The sequence below is a fragment of the Variovorax sp. 10N420 genome (assembly GCF_056394705.1).
Genome location: NZ_JBFTIJ010000009.1, coordinates 92,729 through 115,682 on the forward strand (window position 1 = coordinate 92,729; position 22,954 = coordinate 115,682).

Sequence of the window (22,954 nt, forward strand, 5' to 3'; positions counted from 1 at the left end):
CCAATGGTCACGTGCGGCCCCGTCGGGAGACACCGCGGAACCGGCTTTGTCGGCCCGCAGGTGTCGCCCCCCGGGAGGGGGTGCCCGAGCCACACGAAGTGGGCGAGGCTGGGGGTGAGCATAGTGTCGTCACCAACGGGCACCGAAGTTCCGGCGCAGGTCATTGATCTGTGTTTCGTCCAGCGGCGCGGGCGCGCGCTGCGGCGATTGGCGGCAGACGAACCAGAGCCTTGCCGTTTCTTCCAACTCCTCGAGCGCAGCCATCGCCGCGGCAGGGGAGTCGTGCCATACGTTGGGCCCGAGCCGTTCGAGCACCACGGCGCGAATGGGCATGCGCCGCGTTCCGTAGTGCTCAATGGTTTGCGCAACGAGCACCGCGGCCTCCGGCGCGCCCGGCCGGTGATACGGAATCACCGGCACGTGTCCTACCTTCATCACGAAATAGGGCGTGAGCGCCGGCAGAAGCTCGGCGCCCGGTGCGTTGAGCGTAAGCGCCACGCAGTGCGTGCTGTGCGTGTGAATGACGCAGCGCGTGCCCGGGTCAAAGCGGCGCGCTGCTCCGTAGATGCGCGTATGCAGAGCGATGGTCTTGCTCGCGAGATCGCCGTGCGTCTGCCGCAAGTTGCCGTCCAGCCTCGCGAGCCGCGAGGGATCAAGATGGCCGAGGCTGGCCTCGGTAGGCGTGATCAGGAAGCCGTCATCGAGCCGCACGCTGATGTTGCCGGCGGTGCCATGCACATAGCCTCTCTCGAACAGGCTGCGGCCGACGCGGCAGATTTCCTCGCGGATCTGGGCTTCATTCATCCAAGCAATGTAAAGGCTTTGCTGAAGAAATCGTCGGTCCCGAAGTTGCCGGACTTGAGGGCGACGTGCAGGCCGACCCCGCCTGCCGCGTCGCTCTGGGCATGGCACCACGGCACCCCGGGATCGATCTGCGCGCCGATCTGCAATTGCGCAATCCCGAGGGTCTGGATGCAGGCTCCCGAAGTCTCGCCGCCCGCGACGACGAGCTGCCGCACGCCGCGCTCCACCAGCCCGCGCGCGATGGCCGCGATAACGCGCTCGACCATGGCGCCCGCCTCTTCGACGCCGAGCCGGCCCTGCACCGATTTGACGGCCGCCGGGTCGGCAGTCGAATAGATCAGAACCGGTCCGTCCTGCAACAGCGGAGCCGCCCACTCGAGCGCTTGCGCAGACACATCGGCACCCGCCGCAATCTGCAGCGGATCGATCGCCAGGGCCGGACGCCCCGACCCGATGAAATCCGCCACCTGCCGATTGGTTGCGAGCGAGCAGCTGCCCGACACCACGGCCCGCAACCCACTCGACGGCGGCAACGCTCCCGCGGTGGATGACGGCGCGATGCCGAAGTTCGCGGGCAACCCGATCGCTACGCCCGAGCCGGCCGTCACCAGCGGCATGTCGGCCAGGGCAGGGCCGAGTCGCAGGAGATCGGCGTTGGAGACCGCATCGACAATGGCGATGCCCACACCTTCCGCGCGCAACTGAGCCATGCGCTCGCGAATGGACTCCGGCCCGCCGGCGACCACCGCATGGTCGATCAGGCCGACCTTGCGCTTTGTCTGGGCCTGCAGGACGCGCACCAGGTTGGGGTCGGTCATGGGCGTCAGCGGATGGTTCTGCATACCGCTTTCATTGAGCAGCACGTCGCCCGCAAAAAGGTAGCCCTTGAACACGGTGCGCTTGTTGTCCGGAAAGGCCGGCGTCGCGATCGTGAAGTCGCAGCCCAATGCATCCATCAGCGCCTCGGTCACGGGGCCAATGTTGCCCTCTGGCGTGCTGTCGAATGTGGAGCAGTACTTGAAGTAGATCTGCCCTGCACCCTGCGTCTGAAGCCAGCGCAGCGCTTCCAGCGATTGCGCGACCGCATCGGCCGGCGGGATCGTGCGCGACTTGAGCGCCACCACCACCGCATCGACTTCCGCAGCCAATGGCGATGCCGGCACGCCGATCGTCTGCACGGCGCGCATGCCCGCGCGTACGAGGTTGTTCGCGAGATCGGTCGCGCCCGTGAAATCGTCGGCGATGCAGCCCAGGAGAATGCTCATGGCTTGGTCGGCGTCTTCGGGTTGGCTGGAAGTTCGATGCCGGGAAAGATCTTGATCACCGCACTGTCGTCTTCCTTCGCATAACCTGCAGTAGAGGCCTGCATGAACATCTGGTGCGCCGTGGATGCCAGTGGCAACGGAAACTTGCTCGCGCGCGCCGTATCGAGCACCAGTCCCAGATCCTTCACGAAGATGTCGACGGCCGATAGCGGCGTGTAGTCGCCAGCCAGCACGTGGGCCATGCGGTTCTCGAACATCCAGCTGTTGCCCGCGCTGTGCGTGATGACGTCGTAGAGCGCATCGGGCGCCACGCCTTCGCGCAGCCCGAGTGCCATCGCCTCGGCCGCCGCGGCGATGTGTACGCCGGCCAGCAGCTGATTGATGATCTTGACCTTGCTGCCCGCGCCGGCACGGTCACCCAGGCGATAGACCTTGCCGGCCATCGCGTCGAGCACCGCATCGGCCCGCGCATAGGCTTCCGGTCGCGCCGAACTCATCACCGTCATCTGTCCGCTGGCCGCCTTGGCGGCGCCGCCGGAAATCGGCGCGTCGATGTAGTGGATGCCCATCGCTTGAAGGCGTGCTTCGAGCGCCACCGACCAGTTCGGGTCGACTGTCGAGCACATCACGAACACGCTGCCCGGTTTCATCGCCGCAGCCGCTCCGTGGTCGCCAAAGAGCACGGCTTCGGTCTGGACGGCGTTGACCACGACCGACACCACAACCTCGCATGTGGCAGCGACTTGAGCGGGCGTTCCCCAGGCGACGCCGCCTTCCTCCGCAAAGCGCAACGCCGCGCCAGGCCGGACGTCGCACACGTGCATTTCATAGCCCTTGGCCCGCAGTGTGGCCGCGATGCCCGCGCCCATGGCGCCGAGGCCAATGAGTCCTGCTTTTTTCATGGAGATTCCCGAGGCGTTCGAACGATGGCCGGCGCTCAAGGGAGCGCGGCGCGAAACGCGATCTTAGGAATCCATGGCCGCGCTTCACAACGGGAATAACCCCGCTTGGCTCGTCAGCGCGGTGCGAGCGAATGCCGCGCGGCGCGCACGATGCTTTGCGCATCGACACCGAAGAAGCGGCGCAAGGCTGCCCGCGTGTCGCTGCGGCCAAAGCCGTCGGTGCCGAGCGTGAGGAAGCGCCGACCTTGAGGGAGAAAGGCGCGAATGCTTTCGGGCACAGCACGGACGTAGTCGGTCGCCGCAATGATCGGGCCGCTTCCGCCGGCGAGGAGTTGCGCGATGAAGGGCGCGCCAGTATCCGGGTCGCCAGACAGCGCGCGCTCTTCCCGGATGCGACCGTCGCGCGCAAGCTCGCTCCAGCTCGTGACACTGAACACATCCACGGCGATGCCTTCGGCCGCCAACTGTTCAGCGGCCCTGATGACTTCCGTCAGGATCGCGCCGGAGCCGAGCAAGGTCAGTGCGCGGTTGCCTTTTTTCGATGCCGGCTGCCCGCCGGTCCATGTCTTGAATCGATAGCAACCACGCAGCACGTCGGCTTCGACACCCGGCGGCAGATCGGGCTGCGCGTAGTTCTCGTTCATCAGCGTGACGTAATAGAACGCGTCCTTCTGCTCGACCATCATCTCGCGGATGCCCGCATCCACGATGACCGCCATCTCGCCGGCAAAGGCCGGGTCGTACGCCTTGCAGTTCGGAATGGTTGCCGCGATCAGGTGGCTCGATCCATCCTGGTGCTGCAACCCTTCGCCGCCCAATGTGGTGCGCCCCGACGTGGCGCCCAGCAGAAAACCGCGCGCACGCTGGTCAGCCGCGGCCCAGATCTGGTCGCCCACGCGCTGGAAGCCGAACATCGAGTAATAGATATAAAAAGGCAGCATCGCCAGGCCATGCACGCTGTAGCTCGTGGCCGCCGCCGTCCAGCTTGCGATGGCGCCGGCTTCGCTGATGCCTTCTTCCAGAATCTGTCCGTCGGTGGCTTCGCGGTATGAAAGCACGGAGCCGATGTCTTCCGGCGCATAGCGCTGGCCCACGCTCGAATAGATGCCCACCTGCTTGAAGAGATTCGCCATGCCGAAGGTGCGCGCCTCGTCAGCGACGATGGGCACCACGCGCGGGCCGAGCGCCTTGTCCTTCATGAGGTTTCCCAGCAGGCGCACGAAGGCCATCGTGGTGCTCATCTCCTTGCCCGCGGCGGCGACGGCGAATTGCGCGTACGCGGCGATGTCGGGCTTGGGCACGACGTCGCAAACGGTCTCGCGGCGCGGCATGCTGCCGCCGAGCGCGGCGCGACGGCCGAGCAGGTAGTGCATCTCGGCGCTGTCATCGGCCGGCTTATAGAACGCGGCGGTGGTCGCCTGTTCGTCCGTGAGGGGCAGGTTGAAGCGGTTGCGAAACTCGATTAGGTCGGTGTCGTCCAACTTCTTCTGTGAGTGCGTGGTCATCTTGCCCTGACCCGCCGTACCCATGCCGTAACCCTTCTTGGTGTGCGCAAGGATCACCGTGGGCTGCCCCTGGTGTGCAGCGGCCGCGGCGTAAGCAGCATGGATCTTCACGAGATCATGGCCGCCGCGCTTCAGGCGATCGATCTGCTCGTCGGTCATGCCTTGCGCGAGGCGCGCGAGTTCGTCGTCCTGCCCGAAGAAGGTGTCGCGGTTGTATCGGCCATCCTTGGCCGCGAAAGTCTGCATCTGCCCGTCGACCGTGTTGGCAAACGCGCGCACCAATGCGCCGTTCACGTCGCGCGCGAAGAGGCCGTCCCAATCACTGCCCCACACGAGCTTGATCACATTCCAGCCTGCACCGGCGAAGAGCTTTTCGAGCTCATCGATGATTCGGCCGTTGCCGCGCACCGGCCCGTCGAGGCGCTGCAGATTGCAGTTGACGACCCAGACGAGGTTGTCGAGCTTCTCGCGCGCGGCGAGTGTCAGCGCGCTCATGGACTCGGGCTCGTCCATCTCTCCGTCCCCGAACACGCCCCACACCTTGCGGCCTCCGCAATCGAGCAGATTGCGATTCGTGAGATAGCGCATGAAGCGCGCGTGATAGATCGAGCTGATGGGGCCGATGCCCATCGAGCCGGTCGGGAACTGCCAGAAGTCCGGCATCAGGTACGGATGCGGATAGCTACTCAGTCCGCGAGCGCCCTTCCCGTCGACGAACGCCGGCGCCGTCAGCTCCTGGCGGTAATGCATCAGGTCTTCTTCGCCCAGGCGGCCCTCGAGGTACGCACGCGCATAGACACCGGGCGCACTGTGCGGCTGGAAGAACACGAGATCACCGCGATGCGCCGCCGTGCGGGCATGGAAAAAATGATTGAAGCCCGTCTCGAACAGATCCGCTGCACTGGCGTAGCTCGCGATGTGTCCGCCGAGTTCGCCGTAGGCCTGATTGGCGCGCACGACCATGGCGAGCGCATTCCAGCGCATCAGCGAGGCAAGCCGCTCTTCGATCGCGAGATCGCCGGGAAAGGACGGCTGCGAGTCGACCGCGATGGTGTTGACGTATGGCGTCGACAACTCCGGCTGCCAGGCGATGCGCTGGGCCCGCGCCATGCGCGCCAGTTCGTCGAGCATCCAGCGCGCGCGTTCAGGGCCCTGCGTCTCGGCCAGCGAGATGAAGGCTTCGCGCCATTCGGCTGTTTCGGCAGGGTCCGCGTCGCGCAGGGCTGCATCGGGCACGGCGCGCAATGGGTCGGGAGAGATCGGGGCGTTCATAGGCCGCACTTTAGGCTGCGTTCGCTGACATTGGATGCTGTTTCTACATCCATATCGGCAAGAGCACCGCATAAACTGCCGCAACATCTTTCAACCGAAGCACTTCATGCAACTCGACGCTCTTGACCTTCGCATCCTCGATGAATTGCAGCGCGACGGCGCGCTTTCGAACGTCGAACTCGCGCGCCGGGTGCATCTTTCGCCGTCTCCCTGCCTGGCGCGCGTCAAGGCGCTCGAGAACGCCGGCGTGATCCGGCACTATGTGGCGCTCGTCGACGCTAGCGCGCTCGGCCTCGGCCTGAACGTGTTCATTTCCATCAGTTTGAAGACGCAAAGCAAGCAATCGCTGGCGGAGTTCGAGCAGCGCATCGCGGAGCACGAGGAGGTCATGGAGTGCTACCTGATGACCGGCGACAGCGACTACCTGATCCGCGTTGCCGTCGCCGACATCGCCGCCCTTGAGAAATTCATCCTCGAACAACTCACGCCCATCAGCGGCATCGAGAAAATCCGCTCGAGCTTTGCGCTCAAGCAGGTCCGCTACAAGACGGCGTTGCCGCTTCCCTGAGAGGATGTTCGCGCTGGGCCGCAGCGACACAGAAGTTTCATATTGCGTGGCTATGGTCAGGCTCTCGTCAGCCAGACCACAAGATGAAGCATCCTTCCGCACCCCCTGCATCCGTCAACGCCATCGACTCCATCGATCCGGACGACCTCGACAACAACGCAAGTTCCAACGCCAGTCTTCACGACGTCATCGCCGCGCGCATGCATCGCCGTCACTTGCTGCGCGGCGGCGTCGGCGCGCTGACAGCGGCCACGCTGGGCCCTTTGGCGCTGAGCGCCTGTGGCGGAGGCAGCAACGGCGGCATCTTCGCGCCCGCGCCTGCCACGACGCCCTCGCCGGCACCGGCGCCGACACCCGCGCCCGCACCGGGCCCCGCAGAGCCGAAGCTCGGCTTCTCGGCTGTCGGCAAAGACCTTGCGGACCGCATCACCGTACCGGCCGGCTACACCGCCACGGTGATCTACGCGACGGGCGATTCGATCGACCCCGCCGTCGGCGACTACAAGAACAACGGCACCGACGACACCTTTGGCCGCCGCAGCGGCGACCAACACGACGGCATGCACTACTTCGGCCTGGGCGCTGACGGCAAGCCGTCTCCCGGCGCCAACGAACGCGCGCTGATGGCGATCAATCACGAGGCCATCAACGGCACCGTGGTCTTCATGCACCCGAGCGGGCAGACCAATGCCGGCTCCAGCGCCGGTCCGCGCCCCGAAGCAGAGGCGCTCAAGGAAGTGGAAGCGCACGGCGCGTCCGTCGTCGAGATCGCCCGGTCGAACGGCAAGTTCGCAGTGGTCAAGGGCTCGCCTTTCAACCGCCGCATCACGCCGCGCACGCCGATGGCGTTCGGCGGTCCGGCGCGCGGCTCGGCCCTGCTGAAGACGGCCTACTCGCCCGCCGGTACCGACACGCGCGGCATGATCGGCAACTGCGCGTCCGGCTACACCCCGTGGGGCACCTACCTGACCTGTGAAGAAAACTTCGCCGGCTTCTTCAGGCGCGGCGCAGCCGACGATGCGAAGCGCACCGCCAAGGAACTCGTTGCTTTCAAGCGAATTGGCCTTGCGCAGGGCGCAGGCGGCGGTCAGCGCTGGGCCACCGTCGTGCCGGCGGACGGCACGAGCACCGAATACGCGCGATGGGATGCAAGCAGCATCGGCGCCTCCGCGGACGGCAGCGATGACTTCCGCAACACGGCCAATACCTTTGGCTGGGTGGTCGAGATCGATCCGTACGATCCGACTTCAAAACCGGTCAAGCACACCGCCCTCGGTCGCTTCGCGCATGAAGGCGCATGGCCCAGCAACCCCGTCGTCGGCAAGCCGCTGGCCTTCTACATGGGTGACGATTCGCGCAGCGAGTACGTCTACAAGTACGTCTCGAAAGCGTTGTGGAGCGCGGCCGATGCCAACCCGGCCGACCGCCTCGCCACCGGCAGCAAGTACCTCGATGACGGCACGCTCTATGCAGCCAAGTTCAACGCTGACGGCACCGGCACATGGCTCAAGCTCGACCTGAGCAATTCCGCCCTATCAGGCAATGCGGCATATGCCTTCGCCGACCTCGCCGATGTGCTGGTCAACGCGCGCCTCGCCGCCGATGCGGCTGGCGCCACCAAATGCGACCGACCCGAATGGACAGCCGTGAACCCCAAGAACGGCGAGATCTACATCACGATGACAGAGAACCCCGATCGGGGCGCAGTCGGCACCACGAGCAGCAACAACGTGCCGAACCCGGATGTCGACCCCGCCTTTCCGCGCTATTGGCTCGACAACAAGGGAGTCTCGACGCAGAACGCCACGGCCTCCACGTCCAAGGGCAATGTCAACGGTCAGGTCATGCGCATCCGCGAGAGCGGCAACGACGCGTCCTCCGCTACCTTCAACTGGGACATCTTCCTGTTCGGCAGCCAAGCCAAGGCCGATGCCGCACTCGATGACGTCAACTATCAGAAGAACGTGAACCTGTCGGGTCTCTCGGACTTCAATGACCTCTCCAAGCCCGACGGCTGCTGGTTCTCGCGCGCGAGCGGCATCCTGTGGATCGAGACTGACGACAACGCCTACACCGACGTCAGCAACTGCATGCTGCTCGCGGCGATCCCTGGCGAATACGGCGACGGCACCAAGATCGAAGTCGTCAACCAGCCCAACGGCAAACCCGGCGCAGCCGCCACCGCCCCAGTCACCGTGACCACCTACGCCGGCAAGAAGATGAACGACACCATCTTCAAGCGCTTCCTCACCGCCCCCTTGGGCGCCGAAGTCACCGGCCTGGCCGAATCCCCCGACGGCAAGGCGCTATTCATCAACATCCAGCACCCCGGCGAAAACACCTCCGCCGCCAGCATCGCCGACCCCAGCAAATACGAAAGCCACTGGCCCGGCAACGGCGCCGGCGTCGCAGCCTACGGCCCCGGCGGCCCCACAGCCCGCCCCCGCTCCGCCACCGTAATGATCACCAAGGACGACGGCGGCATCATCGGCCTCTAACCACACCCACCCGCCTCCGCAACGCCTTCCAGAAACACTGCGGAACCGGCTCCGCCGGGCCGCCGGTGTTGCCCCCGGTCAGGGGGAAGGCGAAGCGACACGAAGTGCGCGAAGACTGGGGGCGAGCAACAAGAACACCGCGGAACCGGCTCCGCCGGGCCGCCGGTGTTGCCCCCGGTCAGGGGCAAGGCGCAGCGACACGAAGTGCGCAAAGCCTGGGGGCGAGCACCAGGAACACCGCGGAACCGGCTCCGCCGGGCCGCCGGTGTTGCCCCCGGTCAGGGGGAAGGCGAAGCGACACGAAGTGCGCGAAGACTGGGGGCGAGCCCTATTTAGGCCAGAGCGCCCAAAGCCGCAGCGGCTGATTCATCCTCGCTGCGATTCGCCCCGCATCCGCGCCAGTGCCGGCGAAGTAGTCCGCCCGCACCGCCCCCACGATCGCGCTGCCTGTGTCCTGCGCCACCACCAGCTTCGCCAAAGGCATGGCAGGCCCCGGCGACGCAAGCCAGACCGGCGTGCCGTACGGAATGCTGTCTCGGTCCACAGCGATCGAGCGCCCGGCAGTAAGCGGCACACCCTGCGCCCCCACCGGACCCGAAGAAGCGTCGACTTCAGACATGGATTCCTCGCGGAAGAACACGTAGCGCGGATTGCTCCACAGCAACTGCGACAGACGCTGCGGGTTCTGAGCCACCCACAGCTTGACGTCGTCAGGCCACAAGCTGACCTTGGGCACGCCTTGGCTGATGAGCCATTGCTGCACGCTCCGGTACGGCTGCTCGTTGGTGGCCGAAAAGGCGACACGGATCACATGCTGTGTCCCATCGGCTTCAGTCATGCGCAATCGCCCCGAACCCTGGATGTGGAGCATGAGCGCGTCGATTGGATCCGCGAGCCACGCGATCTCACGACCCCTCAGCGCGGCCTGCGCCTGCGGCAGCGTGTCGATCTCCTGACGCGTGTACCAGGGCCGCTTCGGAACTAGTCCGGCTGGCGCCTGATAGATGGGCACCGTGTGCGTGGCATCGGGACGGCGGGTGGCGTCGTACACCGGTTCGTAGTAGCTGGTGAGCTTGCCATCGGTCGGGCCGGTCGGCGATTCGACCCGGTAGGGCTGCAGCCGCTGCATCATCCATTCGCGCTGCTCGCCGGTCTCGGCGAGCGACAACTGCCGGACCTCCCGACACAGCGGCGCAAATGCGGCGTTGGGGCGCGCGCAGTTCGAAATCATCGCCACCCAGCCTTCATGCAAGGCGTCATCGTTGAAGCCCGGCAGCTCGGACCACGCGACGGGCACCCAACGGCTCTTCGGATGCGCGAGCGAACCGGTGAGCGGACCCAGGTCGCGAGGCGGCGTGCCCACGCTCGGCGTTGCAATCGGCACTTCGGGCTGCCTGATGCTGGTGGAACAGCCGGCGAGCGTTGCTACGATCGCGAGCCCAACCAGCCACTGGAGTCCTTTTTTCATGGGTCTGATTTTGCTTGAAGCCCTGGGCGCCGGAATCGTGTTCATCCTCATCATCTGGTGGACCATGTTCTCGGGACGCAAACGCGGCGAGTTGCACGACGATGCGGACACCGACGAGAAACCCGCGCCCGGCGACAACGCACGACGCGACTGAAATGCGCCGCATGCGTTACATGCTGAAACTGCCGACGCCCCTGGAGCCGACCCCTCGCTCTGGATAATCGCCCGGTCAATTCTCACCATCGAAAGGGTCCAATGAAAAAACTCGTACTCGCAAGCTGCGCCGCCGCCTACGTGCTCTCCGGATGCGCGGACATGAGCACGACGCAGAAGAACACGGGCATCGGTGCAGGCGTTGGCGCGGTCGCTGGTGCAGCGATTGGCTCGGCGACCGGCCGCAACGCAGGCGCTGGTGCGGCCATCGGCGCATTGGCGGGCGCAGCGGGCGGCTACCTGTGGTCGCAGCGCATGGAGAACCAGAAGCGTCAGATGGAAGCCGCGACCAAAGGCACCGGCGTCGCCGTGACCCAGACCCCGAACAATGAACTGAAGCTCGCAATCCCGAGCGACGTGTCGTTCGACGTGGGCCGCTCGGTCATCAAGCCCAACTTCTCGCCGATCCTCGACCAATTTGCCTCCGGCCTTCGCAACAACCCGAACGCCGAAGTCCGGATCATCGGCCACACCGACAGCACCGGCACTGACGCGATCAACGATCCGTTGTCGATCCAGCGCGCCGCCGCAACGCGCGACTACCTGATCGCACGCGGCGTGTCGCAAAGCGCGTTCAAGATCGACGGCCGCGGCTCACGCGAACCCGTCGCGGACAACAACACCCCCGCAGGACGCGCCCAGAACCGCCGCGTCGAAATCTACGTAGGCGAACGAGCGCAAGGATAGCCCCCGCGCGGAGGCCCCGGCTCCTTAGTGAAACACCGCGGAACCGGCTTCGCCGGGCCGCCGGTGTTGCCCCCGGTAGGGGGTAGGCGAAGCGACACGAAGTGCGCGCAGCCTGGGGGCGAGCAACGTTCACATTCCGCGAAGGAGATTGGCGAGTTCGACGGCTGACTTGACTTCCATCTTCTCGAAGACGCGGGCGCGGTGGACTTCGACGGTGCGGACGCTGATCGACAGTTGATCGGCGATCAGCTTGTTGGGCAAGCCTTCGACGACGCAACGCATGACGTCGCGCTCGCGGTCGGTCAATTCGCCGATGCGCCGCTTCAATACCTGACGTGCGCGCTCCGCCTCGACCGCGCGCAGTGACGCGCCGAGCGCCTGCTCGATGCGGTCGACCAGTGCGTTGTCCGAAAAAGGCTTCTCGCAAAAATCGAAGGCGCCGCGCTTGACGGCATCGACTGCCGTGGGCACGTCGGCATGGCCGGTCAGGAAGATCACCGGCATCGCATCCACCAGGCCGCGCTCGGCCAGCCGGTCGAACAGCACCAATCCGCTGGTGCCGGGCATGCGCACGTCGAGCAAGAGGCAATGCGGCCGGTCGCTCAGCGGTTCGGAGGCCAGCCTGGCCTCGAAAGCTTCGGCGCTCGCGAAGCTCTCGCTCGAAAGTCGTCGAGAACGAAGCAGCCATGCCAGGGCATCGCGGACGCTCGCATCGTCGTCGACGATAAAAATCAGGGCATCGATCAGGGGTTGCATAAATATGGGCCGACGGACTCTCAGGCCGCCGGCAGTGTGAAGCGAAATAGGGTGCCGCGAGGCCGCTGCGGCTCGAACATCAGCACCCCGCCGTGCTGCTCGACGACCGTGCGGCACAGGCTGAGGCCGAGGCCCATGCCATCGGATCGCGTCGTGAAGAAAGGCGTGAACAGGCGAGCGGCCACCTCGTCGCTGATGCCTGAGCCGACGTCGGCCACTGAGAATTCGAGCCAGCGGCGTGCGTCCGCACCCGAGGCGGCTTCGCGGTTGCGCCCTGTGTTCCGCGCGCGAGCGACCCTCAGGCGCAGCACGCGATTGCTCAAGCCGGGCATGTCCATGGCTTGCATGCCATTGCGCGCCAGATTCAGCAGCACCTGCTCGACCAGCGTGCGGTCGCAGTACACGGAAGGCAGTGAGTCTTCCACGAAGACGTCGATCTGCACGCCCAGCTTGCGTGCCTGCAGGCGCACGAGCGGAAGCACCGCATCGATCAGGGCATGCGGCGCGACAGTCTCGCGGGTACGATCGCGCCGCCGAACGAAATCGTGGACGCTGCGAATCACCCGCCCGGCACGGTCGGCCTGTTCGGCGATACGGCGCACGGCCATGGCGACATCGTCGCGATGGCTCTGCAGCGAACTCTCGTCGGGCGCCTGCAGCAGATTGAGCGAGCCGCTCGCGTAGCTGGCAATGGCCGCCAGCGGCTGCGTCAACTCATGACTCAGGAGCGACGCCATCTCACCCACCGTCGCGAGGCGCGCGCTGGCCTGAAGCCGCTCCTGGCTCGCGCGCGAAAGCTCCTCGATGCGGCGCTGCTCGCTGATGTCGATGAAGGCGCTCATCCATCCCGTTTGCGAGCCGTGCGCGTTGATCAGCGGCGCCTCGAAGATCAGCACCGGAAAGCGGCTACCGTCCTTGCGCATGAACACCGATTCGAAGCCTTCGCGTGGTGGCACGCCACCGGCCATCCGCACCGCCTGGCGGCTTTGGTATTCGTGGGCGAGTTCGGTCGGCCAATAGGGCGCCTCGTTGCCGCCGCTGGCGGTGAGTTCCTCCACGCTGAAGCCCACCATTTCGCAGAAGGCGGGGTTCACATAGGTGATGCGGCCCTGAAGATCGCGCGCCCGCAGGCCGGTGATGACCGAGTCCTCCATGGCCTTGCGAAACGCGAGCGCATCGGCGAGGTCGTGCTCGGCGCGCTGGCGTCGACGCGTATCGCGCGCCAGCAACACCAGCACGGACACGAGCGCGATCGAGATCGCCGTGACGAGCGCCGTCAGCATGTTCGGGAAGAGATCCGGCACGGCACGCCAGCCGTCGACCCGCAGCATCAGCGGCGCGCCGGGAAGATCGATGAGCTGCTGCGACGTGAAGACACGGGTGCCGACGCGACGCTGAACACCAATCGCCACCAGCCGCGTGCCATCCGCCTCGGTGAAAGCGACCTCCTGTCCACGACTCAGCGTGGGGGCGACCAGTTCAGTCAACATGTCCCGCAGCGAATAGGAGGCGATGAGATAGCCGCCGCCCTCGACTGGCAGGCACATTTCCATGACTTCCAGGCCGTTGCCCTGAGTGACCGGAACATAGTGGCTTGGCGAATAGGCGGCGCCGCCGAGCTTGCGCGCAGTGGCGCAGGCGAGCGCCACATCCGAAGGCTCCTGCCCGCCGCGATCGGACTCGTCGAAGATGCGCCGGCGGTAGGGTGTGTCGACCGCCGCCTGCGTCTGCAAGCCGGCATCTCGCCATTCGAGCCGCAGCCATTCGCGGTGCTCGCGCAGGAGACTGCCGGCGCGAAGATCCCACTGCTCGCGATTCACGCCGCCAGCGAGCGAAGCGCGCAAGGTCTGCACGTTGCGCTGCAGGCCTCCACGCAAGTCCGCCACGGCATCGGCCGTGTCACGGTCCAGCACCGTCTGTGCCTGCTCGACCTCATGCCGCCCGGCCAGCCACACGACAGTGACGAGCAACGCAAGCACGAGGATGGCCAGCAGCACCCACAGGAACCAGCGCCTCCATACCGAGCGCAGGAAGCGCAGCCGCGCGAATGCGGGGCGAAGGACGCGGGCGACGGGCAGCGTGGGCGAGGACACCGTCTTCAGAGCACGCAATGAGACAGCGCCGGCAGTTGCGTGCGCGCGCGTTCGACCTGCTGCGCATCGACGTCGAACAGCACCACCGCCTCTTCAGCGGCCTGCTGCGCAACCACGGATCCCCAGGGGTCGACCACCATCGACTGGCCCCAGGTTTGGCGTCCGTTCTCGTGCTTGCCGCCTTGTGCGGGCGCAACCACCCAAGCGAGGTTCTCGATCGCGCGGGCGCGCAGCAGCACCTCCCAATGCGCAGCCCCCGTGGTGTGAGTGAACGCGCTGGGTACCAGCAGGAGTTCGGCACCCTCGCGGGCCAGCGCCCGATAAAGCTCGGGAAAGCGAAGGTCGTAGCACACGCTCATTCCGACGCGCCAGAGATGACCGTCCCGCGAGGGCAGATCGAATGTCACAGGCTGACTGCCGGGCGCGATCACGCGCCGTTCGTCGTAGCGCTCGCGGCCGTTGTCGAAGAAAAAGAGATGGATCTTGTCGTAGCGCGCGACGCAGGCGCCGTCCGGTGCATAGACCAGCGAGCTGTTGTAGACGTGGGTGTCATCGCCCGTCTCGAGCGGCAGAGTGCCGCCGACGATCCACAAGCCGAATTCGCGCGCGGCGTCCGAGAGAAAGCTCTGTACCGGACCCGAGCCCGTCGCCTCGCGCAGCCCCAGCTTGTCCGTATCCCGCGCGCCCATCATGCAGAAATATTCCGGCAGGACGGCGAGTTCCGCGCCCCCTTCCGCAGCTTCGGCCAGCAGCGCGCGGGCGCTCGCCAGGTTGGCTTCGCGGGTGATGGCCGACACCATCTGGATTGCAGCGACTTTCATGGCGACTGTCTCCTTCGGTTTTGCGTCTAGCGCGGAGCGGGCCCCACCGGCGCGCTCTGGGCTTCCGGCAGCAGACGGCGGGGCACCTTGGTGATTTTTGGGTCGGTCCAGGTGGCGTCGATCTTGAACTCCTGCGTGGCAGCCGCGATCAGCGGCCTGCTCAGCACCATCTGCGCGAGGAAGGTGCCCAAGCCGATTGCGGGATTGATCGCCGTGGCCACCAGCGCCGCGGTCCCGGCATTGATCTCCGGCACGACCACCACGCGAATGCTCTGCGTTTCCCGCGCCAGGTCGGCGGAACCGTCCATCAGTACGGCGGCGTTCACGCCCTTCATCTGCAGGTTGTTCGTCGACGCGACGCCCTGGTCGAACTTGACGTCGCCGCGCAGAAAGTCGAATGCGAAGCCTTCGCTGAAGACATCGCGGAAGTCGAGTGTCAGCCGTCGCGGCAAGGCCTGCAGGCTGAGCACGCCCAGCAGCTTGGCAATGCCGGGCTCGGCCTTGAGGAACTGTCCCGTTTCGACGTTGATCTGCAGTTGCCCGCCAAGGCTTGGGTAGTCGATTGCGAACGGCGAGCCGGTCCACTGCACCGCGCCTTCCAGCCGGCCCCGGCCGCGCCGCACGACGTCCTTCATGCCAAACCGCGTGAGAAGGTTGCCGGCATCCGCAATCTCGAGCTTGAAGTCCATGCTGGTGCGGCGCTGCTCGCGCCCGCCTGAGGCACCACCACCCGGAAGCGCACCCCACGTGCCCTGCGCGGTAAAAGTGGCATCCGGATTGGACAGCGCCAGCCGATTGAGCCGCCATTCACGCGCGGCGCCGCCACGATTGACCGCGTCGATCTCCGCACGCCCGAGCCGGTGTCCGAAGAGCTCGAAGTCGTCCACCACGATGTCGAGGGCAGGCAGCGTACTGGGTTGCTCGTCGAGCAGCGTTTCGACGGCCGTGGCCTCGCTGCGTGCGATCTTCAGCCGTGCCAGCCGCGCATACAGGCGACCAGACTGCGTATGCCGGTATTCGGCATAGCCGCTGAGCTCCGCCGCGTCGATATTGGCGCGCCAGAGCGACCCCTCGCGCGTTCCGCCAAGCACAACGTCGTGCAACGTCCTGCCACCGACGGCGAGTTCCCGCGCCCGCAGGGCGATGAGAGTGGGCAGATAGGAGAGCGCGTCGTCCGCGCTTTCATTGGCGCCGGCGGCTTCCGGCGCCCTGCCGGTTGCGTCTGCAAAGAGTGCCTGCCAGGCAGCGATGTCGAGGCGATCGAAGCGCAAGTTCGCGAAGATGCCGCGATCGGGCGGCGCCGCCGATTCCCCCGCCGAGAGGCCGACGCCGATTCCGCCTCGCAGCACCTTCGGTTCGCTGCCGGAAAGGTCGCGCACGTAGGCCGCCGATACCGCGCGTCCGAGATCGATCGAGATCTGGTCGTTGATGGGCTGCGTGGCGCCGCCCGTCGAACGAGAGCCGCGCAGGACGACCTTCTTTTCGATGCGCAACGGCATCGACTCTTCGACCGCCTTGGTCAGCGGCGGCGGCATTTGCAGCCCCAATCCTTGAAGACTGCTGGTGAGCAGAAATTCTGGAACGCCGTCACGCACGGAGAAGGTGGCCGCATAGGCTGTACCGCCGCTTGCGCTCCTGGCAAGGCGCGTCAGCCAGTCGACTTCGCGCGCGGCGCGCAGCCCCTCTGCGGTGGCATTGCCTTGCACCCGAAGGTTCAGGTCCTGGACCGCATTGCCGAAGCGCCCGCTGCCCTCGATGCGCACTGCGCCACCCAACGCGCGCGCCTGAATCGCCGCCAGCGAAAAGCCGGTCTCGGTGATGTTGACCGTGCCGCGCACCTGCGTCAACGCAGGCGCGGAAGGAGCGAGTTGCAGGTCGTTGTCGGCGAGCACGATACCTGCCTGCACCTTCGACTTGTCCATGGCTGAAAGCGGCAGCTCGAGGCGCAGCCTGTAGTCGGCGTTGCCGGTTGCGCGCATGTCGGCCAGCGTCTTCTCGGCGTCGCCTGCCAGCGGTGCGCCGACGCGCAGCACTTCGGCAAGGGCGCCCTTGGCCTGCGCATCGACCTTCAGCAGCGCGGCATGGTGCGACATGTCGGCGATCTGCGCCTCGGCCTTCGTCAGTTCCACGCCGGGCGCGCCGACGATACGCCCGCGTGCGTTGCGCACCAGCATGCCGGCCCGTTCGAAGACGAGCTCGCCGGAAAGCCCCGTCAGCGGGGGCCACGACTTGGACGCGTTCGGCATGGAGGGAACGTAGGCATAGGTGACGTCGGCCACCCGCGCGGCGATGCGGAAGTCGCCTTGCTTCGGGTCCATGAACGGCATGTCGTACAGATCGCCCCGCACCTTGAAATCGACAGAACTGGCCGTTCCCTTTGTCACTGCGTCTCGCACGTAGTCGCGGGTGCCCTTGGGTATATGCAGCGGCAGGTAGCGATAGACCCGCGTTCCATCGGCTCGCGTGAGCTTTCCTTGCAAATCGAGAATGCCTGGATAGCGCGCGCCGCCCCCGGACACCGCCGGATCGCTGGTTCGCCAACTGGCCTGCGCCTCGCCTTCGGCGTCGACATTGGCAAAGCGCAGGTTCGAAACCTGTAACTGGACGGCCTCTCCGTCGACCTTCCACTGCGCCTGCATCGACATCCGGTCGATGGGGATCACTGGTTCCTCGAAAACACCGGGGAAATCGAGCGCGCCTTTTGCAATGGACGCCGTGGCGCTGCCGCCCGTCTGGTTGGCGTCGAACTCCACCGTGGCGCCGCGCACGCCGGGCGTGCCCACCGGCACCGGCGGCGGTTCGGCCGTGGCTGTTGCCACCGCCTCGACCGGCGCGCCGGGCTGTGACGCGATGCCGAAGGCGCTCAGGCGGCCGCGCACCTGGTATTTGTCGGGCTTGGACGCCTGACCCTGCCAGTTCGCATCGACGCGCTCGACCAGGCCGCTCAAACCGAATTCACCGACGAGCTTGCGCGTGGCTTCGCCGAACGGCAAGCGGTCCGCGATGAGCGCCAGCGCGGCGAGGTCCAGCCGATCGGCACGGAAGGCGCCGCGCTCCGCCGCGCGGTCTTTGGCGGGTGTGTGCTGCAGCCAGATGTTGCCGCCAGGCCAACGCTTTCCACCGGCCGTATCGAACTGCAGATTGGTGGTCGAGAATTCGAAGGTTTCATTGTCGAGACGGCCCGCGAGACGCCCCGTCACGTCACGAAGAACCAGCGGCTGAAGGCCCTTGGCCAGCGAGACGTCGACCCTTTGCAGCGCCAGATCGGCGACGGCCCCCGTGAGCTTGCCGTCCGTGATGTCCGCCCAGAGCCGCATTCCTCCACTGCCTTCGCGAATACGAGCGTCCAGGTCCACGTAGCCGCCGAGGCGCGTGACATCGACATACGGGAGATTCGCGAAGATCTTGCCGTCCCAGGTCTTCCAGTTGCCCCTGTGCACCGACAAAAGGGGTTGGCGGAAATCGCCGACGAGGGTGAACCGCTCGCCCCAACCTGCCGGCGGTGTCGCGTCCAGGCGCATGGCGTGACGCCGCCCGCCGTTGCGCGCAACGAACTGAACATCGGTCAGCCGCAGCGGCTCCATCCTGCGGCCTTCGTCGATCCAGACGACCGTGCCGCCCCGCACGACGAGCTCGCGCTGCGCAAAGAACCAGTCGGCGCCGTCGCGCTCGCCGCTGGTCTCGGCCGACATGTCGATGCCCGCGATGTGGAGCTTGCCGGCGGCGTCGCGCCGCACGTCGACCTGCGGCTCTTCGATGTAGAGCTGCTCGAAACTGAGATTCCAGAGCGATCGCGGCGAAACGCTCGCCACCACGCGCATCAGGCGCAGCGCCTCCTGCTCGTTCGAATCCTGGAGCACGACGTCGCGCAACTCGATCGTGGGGAACAATCCGCCGGACTCAGCAGCAACCGAACCGATGCGTACAGGTACACCGATGGCCCGGCTGGCTTGGGCTTCGAGGGCACCACGGTAGTCGCCGATTCGCGGCACAATCCAGACGTGTAGGACAACGACGGACAGCACGAGCAGGAGCCATGCACCGAAAAGCAATGCCAGCAACCAGCGCGCCGTTACAGCGGTGATCTTGAGCAGACGTGAAGGGGAAGACGTCGTGTCGTTCATTGAGGATCGCGCTGTGTCGAGAATTATGACTGCCAGCTCCCAACCCGGTTCCAACGGCCCCGGCTCCGCGCCGCATGGCGCGCCACAGGCATCCGCGCCCACAACGCCGTTGGCGGGCTACTCGCGCTTCGTTCAACGCCTGAGGCGCCGCTATGCCGGCGAACTGTCGCTGCTGCCGCCCGGTGCGCCGGTTCTCGCGCACATGGCCCAGGCATATGAATCCCTTCGCCGCCGCGGGGACAATGCCGCCGACGCGCTGCGCATCGTGCGCCAGCTCGTGATGGAACGGCTGATTACCCTCGATTGCGACCAGCAGGCGCCGCTCGCCGTCGTGACGACCGCGGTCACCGAACTCGCTGAATTTGCACTCGACGTCGCCTGCCATGAGGCCTGCACTGAACTCGACGCGGCCCATGGCGCGCCCATCGGAGCCGACGGCCAGCGCGCGCAGATCTGGATCGTCGGAATGGGCAAGCTCGGTGCGCGCGAACTCAACGTGTCGAGCGACATCGACCTCATCTACCTGTACGACCAGGATGGCGACACGCTCGGCGACATCGACGGCCGGGGCAAGCTGTCCAACCAGGAATACTTCGCGCGGGCGGTGAAGCGCATTTATGCACTGGTGGGCGACACCACTGAGCACGGGTTCGTGTTCCGCGTCGACCTGGCGCTGCGACCGAACGGCAATTCAGGCCCGAGCGTGGTTTCGCTCGACGCGCTCGAAGAGTATTTCCAGGTGCAAGGGCGCGAGTGGGAGCGTTTTGCCTGGCTCAAGAGCCGCGTGGTCGCGCCGCGATCGGTGGTGACCAGCGGCTCGGCCCAAGCGCTTCGGGGCGTGGTTCTGCCCTTTGTCTTCCGCCGCTATCTCGACTACAGCGTGTTCGACTCGTTGCGTACGCTGCACCGGCAGATTCGCGAACAGGCATCGCGCCGCAGCGCTGGAAGGCCGGAGCGCGCGAACGACGTGAAGCTGTCGCGTGGCGGCATCCGCGAGATCGAATTCACGGTCCAGTTGCTTCAGGTGGTGCGCGGCGGGCAATTCCCGGAGCTTCGCACCCGCCCGACGCTCGATGCGCTGCAGCGACTGGCGCGCGCCAACCTGATGCCGCAGGAAGCCGCCGACGAGTTGGCCGCGGCATACGTGTTCCTGCGGCGCGTCGAGCATCGAATCCAGTACCTGGATGACCAGCAAACACACGTGCTGCCGGTCAGCGACGACGACGTCCGATGGATCGCACAGACGCTCGGCTTTGCCGATTGCTGCAGCTTCCTCGCCCAACTCGATACACACCGTGAGTTCGTCGCCCAGGAATTCGACAAGCTGCTCGGCGGCAAGGCGCCCTGCAAGCGATGCAACGGCGGCGCGAGCGCGGCGCCGACGGACCTGGCCGACCTGATCGACGGCCTTCCCGCACCTTTCGCCGAACGCATCGAAGCATGGCGCGAGAACCCCCGCATCCGGGCCTTGCGCGACGAAACGCGTGCCCGCCTGCGCCAGCTCGTGCACCGCACGGGGCAATGGCTGCGCGAACCCGACAGCGAGGCGCCCGGCAAGATCGGCCATCACATCGACGCGGCGCTGCGCTGGGCGGACTGGATCGAACCACTCCTGCGGCGCGAGAACTACATCGCCTTGCTTGTCGAGCGGCCCGCCGTGCAGGAGCGCTTGCTGCGACTGCTCGGCTCCGCCAAGTGGCCGGCGCGCTATTTGATGCAGCACCCGGGTGTGATCGACGAGCTCGCGAGCGACGAGATGCTCTCGGGCCGCTTTGTCGCGACGGAGTTCGAGCGCGAACTCGAAGCGCGGCACCAGTCGCTCACCCGAACCGGCGAAGCCGACGAGGAGCGCTTGCTCAATCTCTTGCGCCACGCCCACCACGCGGAGCTGTTTCGCACGCTCGCTCGTGACGTCGACGGGCGCATCACCGTCGAGCAGGTGGCCGATGATCTCAGCGCCCTGGCCGACGCGGTGCTGCGCGCCACGGCGCGCTGGTGCTGGCCGCACGTGCGCAATCCGCACCGCGAACAGCCACAGTTCGCGATCATCGGATACGGAAAACTCGGCGGCAAGGAACTCGGCTACGGGAGCGACCTGGACATCGTCTTTGTCTATGACGACGACGACGAGCGCGCGGGCGAGGTGTATGCGGCTTATGTTCGCAAGCTCATCAACTGGCTGACGGTGAAGACGCGCGAAGGCGATCTGTTCGAGATTGACACGGCGCTGCGGCCGAACGGCAATTCGGGTTTGCTCACCACCAGCTTCGAGGCCTACGAGAAGTATCAGCTTGGCCGCGGCAGCAACACGGCCTGGACCTGGGAACACCAGGCCATGACGCGTGCGCGCTTCGTACTCGGCGATGCGTCGCTGGGGGAGCGGTTCGACCGCGTCCGTGAAGCCGTGATCACCGCGCCGCGCGATCACGATGCCCTCAAGGCCGAGATCGTTGCCATGCGCGAGAAGGTGCGAGCAGCGCGGCCGGTGAAGCCCGATCACTTCGACGTTAAGCACAGTGCGGGCGGCATGGTCGACGCCGAATTCGCGGTGCAATTTCTCATCCTCTCCGCAGCCAAAGCCCACCCTGAACTGGTCCCCAACGTCGGCAACATCGCCCTGCTCGTGCGCGCGGAAAACGCCGGTTTGCTGCCCCAAGGCATCGGCCAGAACGCCGCGGCGGCATACCGTGAACTGCGTCGTGTGCAGCACCGGGCGCGGCTCAACGAAGAACCGACGCAGGTGCCGATGAGCTCTCTCGTCCACGAGCGTGAGGCCATGTTGGCACTTTGGAAGGCGGTCTTTGGATAGGACGACGCTCGCCCCCAGGCGTGCCCACCTCGTGTGGCCGCCCATCCGCTCTCAGGGAGCAACGCGCGTCATTTCGCTGGTCCTTCTGTTGCTCGCCGGTTGCGCGAGCGGCCCCAAGAGTGGCGGCTTCGGGCGCGACGGCGCCGATGCCAGCCCGCCCCCGAACCTGAGCCAGGTCCCCGATGCGGAACCCCGCGTCGAACCCATCCGCAGCAGCGGTGGAACCAGCAAGCCCTATGTCGTGCTGGGCCGCTCGTATGTTCCCATCGTCGATGACCGCCCATTCCGCGAGAGCGGCTTGGCGTCCTGGTATGGCCGCAAATTCCACAGCCAATCGACCGCCAGCGGCGAGCCCTACGACATGTACGCGATGACCGCGGCCCACAAGACACTGCCGTTGCCGAGCTATGTGCGCGTTCGCAATCCGGCAAACGGTCGCGAAGTGATCGTGCGAGTCAACGACCGTGGGCCTTTTCACGACGACCGCGTCATCGATCTGAGCTATACCGCCGCGCTCAAGCTGGACTTGCTGCGCGGCGTTGCGCCTGTCGAGATCGAACGCATCACCAACGACGACATCCGCACAGGTGCTTGGCGTCGCGGCAATGCCGATGCCACGCAGTTGGCAAGCCGTACGCCGCCGCCCACACCTGCCGAACTTGCCCCGGCGGCGGACAGCGTCGCCGTGCCAGCAGCATTGACGGCGCCAGTCGCGGCCACGCCGCGCTTCGAGGCAATGGAAGTCTCGCCTCTGGCACCGATGGCTCCGCTTTCAACCGCTGCCGCATCGCCCCCGATCGCTTCGCCCATGCTGCCGTCCGAAGGCGCAGCTTCGGCGCCAACGCAAAGAGTGCAAGGTGTGCAAGGCTTCTGGGTACAACTCGGCGCATTCAGCCAGCGAGATGGTGCCACGCGCTTTCAGCAACAGGTCGCACGCGATCTGCCCAGCCTCGCGCCATCCCTCAACGTCTTCAGCGAACGCGGCACCCACCGCCTGCAAGCCGGCCCCTACGCCTCACGCGAATCAGCCCGCGACACCGCAGAGCAAGTCCGCAACGGCCTCCAACTAACCCCCGTGATCGTAGAGCGCCACTGACGGCGATGCGTCTTCAGAGGAGGGCCGCCGCGCCCGGCCGCCCGAAGCGGCCGGCCGCCCCCGGCAGGGGGTT

General features: G+C 66.2%; 15 protein-coding genes. 6 read left to right on the top strand and 9 right to left on the bottom strand.

Annotated elements, in window-relative coordinates:
• Positions 1-129 precede the first annotated feature (129 nt).
• From AC1DEK_RS22210 to mdeB, 4 genes are all read right to left on the bottom strand, one after another.
• Complete coding sequence (locus AC1DEK_RS22210) at positions 130-804, bottom strand: class II aldolase/adducin family protein (RefSeq protein WP_478127458.1); 675 nt, start codon at positions 802-804, stop codon at positions 130-132.
• Positions 801-2,069: a 3-oxo-tetronate kinase gene (otnK, locus tag AC1DEK_RS22215; protein ID WP_478127459.1), complete on the bottom strand. Its 1,269-nt coding sequence runs from the start codon at positions 2,067-2,069 to the stop codon at positions 801-803. The genes AC1DEK_RS22210 and otnK overlap by 4 nt, the downstream gene beginning before the upstream one ends.
• Positions 2,066-2,977 carry an L-threonate dehydrogenase gene (gene ltnD / locus AC1DEK_RS22220; protein ID WP_478127635.1) on the bottom strand — a complete coding sequence of 304 codons (912 nt, stop codon included), beginning with the start codon at positions 2,975-2,977 and terminating at the stop codon, positions 2,066-2,068. The genes otnK and ltnD overlap by 4 nt, the downstream gene beginning before the upstream one ends.
• 107 nt (positions 2,978-3,084) lie before the next feature.
• A complete protein-coding gene (gene mdeB / locus AC1DEK_RS22225) occupies positions 3,085-5,748 on the bottom strand; it encodes an alpha-ketoglutarate dehydrogenase (protein ID WP_478127460.1) in 2,664 nt (887 codons plus the stop codon).
• Positions 5,749-5,854: 106 nt separating this feature from the next.
• On the opposite strand from mdeB, the gene AC1DEK_RS22230 reads away from it, so the two are divergent.
• Together AC1DEK_RS22230 and AC1DEK_RS22235 are read left to right on the top strand one after the other, a co-directional pair.
• Positions 5,855-6,316 carry an Lrp/AsnC family transcriptional regulator gene (locus AC1DEK_RS22230; protein WP_478127461.1) on the top strand — a complete coding sequence of 154 codons (462 nt, stop codon included), beginning with the start codon at positions 5,855-5,857 and terminating at the stop codon, positions 6,314-6,316.
• Positions 6,317-6,399: 83 nt separating this feature from the next.
• Positions 6,400-8,814 (top strand): PhoX family protein, encoded by a 2,415-nt coding sequence (locus AC1DEK_RS22235; protein WP_478127462.1) that lies wholly within the window; start codon positions 6,400-6,402, stop codon positions 8,812-8,814.
• Positions 8,815-9,142: 328 nt separating this feature from the next.
• On the opposite strand, the gene mltA is transcribed toward AC1DEK_RS22235, so the two are convergent.
• Positions 9,143-10,282: a murein transglycosylase A gene (mltA, locus tag AC1DEK_RS22240; RefSeq protein WP_478127463.1), complete on the bottom strand. Its 1,140-nt coding sequence runs from the start codon at positions 10,280-10,282 to the stop codon at positions 9,143-9,145.
• Here mltA and AC1DEK_RS22245 point away from each other — a divergent pair.
• Together AC1DEK_RS22245 and AC1DEK_RS22250 are read left to right on the top strand one after the other, a co-directional pair.
• On the top strand, positions 10,281-10,436 hold the full coding sequence (locus AC1DEK_RS22245; RefSeq protein ID WP_478127464.1) for a hypothetical protein: 156 nt from the start codon (positions 10,281-10,283) through the stop codon (positions 10,434-10,436). The two genes, mltA and AC1DEK_RS22245, sit on opposite strands and share 2 nt — an antisense overlap.
• A gap of 101 nt (positions 10,437-10,537) precedes the next feature.
• Positions 10,538-11,182 carry a YiaD family glycine zipper/OmpA-like lipoprotein gene (locus AC1DEK_RS22250; RefSeq protein ID WP_478127465.1) on the top strand — a complete coding sequence of 215 codons (645 nt, stop codon included), beginning with the start codon at positions 10,538-10,540 and terminating at the stop codon, positions 11,180-11,182.
• Between the two features lie 129 nt (positions 11,183-11,311).
• Here AC1DEK_RS22250 and AC1DEK_RS22255 read toward each other — a convergent pair whose 3' ends face one another.
• From AC1DEK_RS22255 to AC1DEK_RS22270, 4 genes are read right to left on the bottom strand one after another with little or no spacing between them, the layout of a single operon-like run.
• Positions 11,312-11,938: a response regulator transcription factor gene (locus AC1DEK_RS22255; RefSeq protein WP_478127466.1), complete on the bottom strand. Its 627-nt coding sequence runs from the start codon at positions 11,936-11,938 to the stop codon at positions 11,312-11,314.
• Between the two features lie 20 nt (positions 11,939-11,958).
• Complete coding sequence (locus tag AC1DEK_RS22260) at positions 11,959-14,049, bottom strand: two-component system sensor histidine kinase NtrB (RefSeq protein WP_478127467.1); 2,091 nt, start codon at positions 14,047-14,049, stop codon at positions 11,959-11,961.
• Positions 14,037-14,852, bottom strand: a complete 816-nt coding sequence (locus tag AC1DEK_RS22265; RefSeq protein ID WP_478127468.1) for a carbon-nitrogen hydrolase family protein — start codon at positions 14,850-14,852, stop codon at positions 14,037-14,039. The genes AC1DEK_RS22260 and AC1DEK_RS22265 overlap by 13 nt, the downstream gene beginning before the upstream one ends.
• 26 nt (positions 14,853-14,878) lie before the next feature.
• Complete coding sequence (locus tag AC1DEK_RS22270) at positions 14,879-18,976, bottom strand: YhdP family protein (RefSeq protein ID WP_478127469.1); 4,098 nt, start codon at positions 18,974-18,976, stop codon at positions 14,879-14,881.
• Positions 18,977-19,001: 25 nt separating this feature from the next.
• On the opposite strand from AC1DEK_RS22270, the gene glnE reads away from it, so the two are divergent.
• Positions 19,002-21,785, top strand: coding sequence for a bifunctional [glutamate--ammonia ligase]-adenylyl-L-tyrosine phosphorylase/[glutamate--ammonia-ligase] adenylyltransferase (glnE, locus tag AC1DEK_RS22275; RefSeq protein WP_478127470.1), 2,784 nt, complete (start codon positions 19,002-19,004; stop codon positions 21,783-21,785).
• Positions 21,786-21,816: 31 nt separating this feature from the next.
• Positions 21,817-22,881 (top strand): septal ring lytic transglycosylase RlpA family protein, encoded by a 1,065-nt coding sequence (locus AC1DEK_RS22280; protein WP_478127471.1) that lies wholly within the window; start codon positions 21,817-21,819, stop codon positions 22,879-22,881.
• Positions 22,882-22,954 lie beyond the last annotated feature (73 nt).